Origin of the sequence: Nostoc sp. FACHB-888, assembly GCF_014696655.1 — a bacterium.
Classification (GTDB): domain Bacteria; phylum Cyanobacteriota; class Cyanobacteriia; order Cyanobacteriales; family Nostocaceae; genus Nostoc.
The window spans coordinates 1-2825 of sequence record NZ_JACJQM010000352.1 but is presented as its reverse complement, the minus strand read 5'-3'; the positions used below and the strand labels follow the sequence as shown (position 1 = coordinate 2825).

Genomic DNA, 2825 nt, shown 5'->3' with positions numbered 1-2825 from the left:
ACTTACTGTCTTCTCGCTTGATTCTGCGTTCCTTGTCCAGGAGTAATGAACAACATTGAACTTGGTCTATCAACTTTAACTGTATGCCATATTCCACGAGGAATAAGCACATAAGCGCCGGGAGTACTCAGGCATATCCTATTTTCCGCTCCGTCTTGCTCCAAGATTAAATCGACCTGACCCCAAAGCAGACAAACAAACTCTTCTCCAGCAGGGTGCATTTCCCAAGTATCCCAGTCTTCAGTGAACGTAAAGTGTGAAACTAGCCGCTTTCCCTTGAAGTCACCAAATTTATTTTCCAAATCTGCAAAAAAGCGATCACTTACTGGGATTGGAGTACTATCACCATTTTCCCCAAGAACAAGATAGGTAGAATCTATGGTAAATTGAGCAATTTTACTAGTCATTGGTTATTGCTTTCTTTCTAGACTGGCATTGTGCTACTGCTTCGGTCGATAGTTTACTTTTTTGGTTAGCAGGCTACTAGGAACCGCGTGAAATGATGGAAATTTCAGATTTAATAGTATATAAATACTATCAGCTATCGGCTGATTAAAGTTTTTCACTGATAAGTCCACGGAAATGTTCTGTTCTGCTGGCTCTGCCCTACCGCCATGCAATAGCACTTCCATGATGCCAATCTGCTCGGTTCACGCAATAAACGAAGCAGCCATCGTTACCAAATCGTTGAGACTCGACAAATTGGAAACCAAAACGTTCATAAAAGCGATGAACACGGGTATTGCCAGCAAGTCGATCGACAAATACAGCTATCACTTGCTGGGGAGCAAAACATCGAGCGAGTGCAAACTGCATCATTAGACATCTCCAGAAATTAATTATGCGTTACCTGAAACCCTTGTAGAGACATTGCAATGCAACATCTCTACATTCATTTTTGGAGATGTCTATTGGATGACGAACGTTGCCGATGCTGTGACATCATCCACATTGAGTGAAATTGCTGAAGCGGTAATCTGCATAGATACTTGTAACGTTAGTTCTGTTACATACGAAAGATTTGTATTATGGCAACAACCCCAATAAGCTCTCTAATATTTTGTATCCCCATTTGAGTGTTAGCAATCCGCAGAAAATTGCTAGGATCACGCTACCCATGATACCTATGGTTATTGGTTCTGCATATCCAAACCAATCTGTATAACTCCAATACAATCCAGCTATCGCTACTCCGGTTATTGCACCAATACCAAAGCGCTTAATTAATCTACCAATCTTTTCGGGTTTTAATTCAGGTGTATTTACTTCAGGGGGTAATGGGTTCATAAAAAACCTTTGCCTTTTTATACAACAGTAGGCGCTCTGCTTCCCATTTTAGTCTTACTTAGTTATCGAATAAACATTCTTGTTACTTTTTACCAGTTTGAGTTAGGTTGAGCGAATGAGCGCACTGCTTCACTCACTTTCGTGCGCTCACTCAGAACCTTGAGAACAACAAATCAATCATCCGGCTATGTCTTTACCACTCTTATAAGTCATAGCTCTGGGTTTTCTCTTCTTCAGAGGAACTACTGATTTCTTGGGTGCTTGTGGCGGACGGCATTGCTCACAGTAGAGCGGTCGGACACCAAAGGTTTCTCGTTGTGTGGGTTGTTCGCACTGCTTACATACGAAGTTGAAAACGCGGGTATGAATTTCCCGCTTGTGCGCTCTAACGGTGTACTCTCGGACTTGGATTGTCTTGCTGGGCATTGGTTCTGTAATCGCTGTTCTATTTATAAGGATAGTTTCTGGCATCAATATATTCATGCATCATTTGATTGAAAGTGCGATTCGTTGATTAGTGAATCACGGTGTAAGTCCGTACATAACTAATCCAACCTGACAGCAGATTACTGTCATTAAAGGTTGAACTCTCGGTTTGATGTAGGTGTAAGCCCTACCATTCAGACTCAGAATTGACTCCTTATCTGCCCACACCGAACAAGCTCGTTTCTTGTAGAGTGAAGCTCTTAACTGGGCGCAATCAGACAGCCGTTGCAGGCTGACACTGACGCTAACAGGGAGTTCCCACGATGAAACAGAGCCTAGAAAAGCGACTCACAAATAGGCAGGGTGCAACATAAAAACCCCTGACCTCACTGGAACATTCCCGCCGAACATTTTCAAAGTAACGGCAAGAGTCTAGGGAATCCAGTAGTCGAAGTGGCTACATCTAACGGAACAATCAATCTAACCGAGGGAACGAATAAAAACGAGTCAAAGGTCTTGGGGAAAGTCGAACCCCAGGTAGGCAAGGCGAGATACGGAATTCCTTTGATTCGGGTAGGACGCAACGTAATTGTTGCGAGGTGTTCAGAAAATACAAACCAGAGAAGAGATAATGATTAGACACAGTTACAAAACTAGTGAATCTTGGAGAGCTTTACCGTGGAAGAAATTCCGCCGAAATCTTTTCCGCCTTCAAAAGCGCGTATTCAAAGCGGTTCAAGTTGGAGACAAGCGGAAAGCGCGGTTTCTCCAAAAGCTCATTCTAAAATCCACCTCGGCTCGATTTCTTGCAATAAGACAAGTATCTCAGCTAAATGCTGGTAAAAAGACGGCTGGTATTGATGGTAAGAAATCTCTATCGTTCGAAGAACGCTTCAATTTAGAAGAACTACTCAAAATGAATAATGGAAATTGGAAACATCAAGGCTTACGGGAAATCCCCATCCCTAAAAAAGACGGGACAACCAGAATGCTTAAAATACCAACTATCGCGGATAGAGCTTGGCAATGCCTAGCAAAATATGCACTCGAACCAGCACATGAAGCCACTTTCCACGCCAGGAGTTATGGGTTTAGAACTGGGCGCTCTGCCC

7 protein-coding genes are annotated in these 2825 nt (G+C 42.9%); 3 read left to right on the top strand and 4 right to left on the bottom strand.

Features of this window, described 5'->3' with window-relative positions; translation table 11 throughout:
• Nucleotides 1–2 precede the first annotated feature (2 nt).
• Together H6G26_RS40640 and H6G26_RS40635 are read right to left on the bottom strand one after the other, a co-directional pair.
• The gene (locus tag H6G26_RS40640; RefSeq protein ID WP_190737686.1) at nucleotides 3–407 is read right to left on the bottom strand and encodes a cupin domain-containing protein; all 405 of its coding nucleotides are present in this window, start codon (nucleotides 405–407) and stop codon (nucleotides 3–5) included.
• Between the two features lie 199 nt (nucleotides 408–606).
• The gene (locus H6G26_RS40635) at nucleotides 607–819 is read right to left on the bottom strand and encodes a hypothetical protein (RefSeq protein ID WP_190737684.1); all 213 of its coding nucleotides are present in this window, start codon (nucleotides 817–819) and stop codon (nucleotides 607–609) included.
• A 96-nt stretch (nucleotides 820–915) separates the two neighbouring features.
• Here H6G26_RS40635 and H6G26_RS44120 point away from each other — a divergent pair, with 96 nt between their 5' ends.
• Complete coding sequence (locus tag H6G26_RS44120) at nucleotides 916–1047, top strand: hypothetical protein (protein ID WP_277883976.1); 132 nt, start codon at nucleotides 916–918, stop codon at nucleotides 1045–1047.
• Here the strand turns inward: H6G26_RS44120 and H6G26_RS40630 are convergent.
• Nucleotides 1027–1287 carry a hypothetical protein gene (locus tag H6G26_RS40630; RefSeq protein WP_199327300.1) on the bottom strand — a complete coding sequence of 87 codons (261 nt, stop codon included), beginning with the start codon at nucleotides 1285–1287 and terminating at the stop codon, nucleotides 1027–1029. The genes H6G26_RS44120 and H6G26_RS40630 overlap by 21 nt on opposite strands.
• 177 nt (nucleotides 1288–1464) lie before the next feature.
• Nucleotides 1465–1713, bottom strand: a complete 249-nt coding sequence (locus H6G26_RS40625; RefSeq protein ID WP_190737688.1) for a hypothetical protein — start codon at nucleotides 1711–1713, stop codon at nucleotides 1465–1467.
• A 453-nt stretch (nucleotides 1714–2166) separates the two neighbouring features.
• On the opposite strand from H6G26_RS40625, the gene H6G26_RS40620 reads away from it, so the two are divergent.
• Both H6G26_RS40620 and H6G26_RS40615 read left to right on the top strand, forming a co-directional pair.
• Nucleotides 2167–2352: a hypothetical protein gene (locus tag H6G26_RS40620; RefSeq protein ID WP_190737682.1), complete on the top strand. Its 186-nt coding sequence runs from the start codon at nucleotides 2167–2169 to the stop codon at nucleotides 2350–2352.
• On the top strand, nucleotides 2345–2825 hold a 481-nt coding region (locus H6G26_RS40615), incomplete at its 3' end, for a reverse transcriptase N-terminal domain-containing protein (RefSeq protein ID WP_190737680.1). The genes H6G26_RS40620 and H6G26_RS40615, both read left to right, overlap by 8 nt.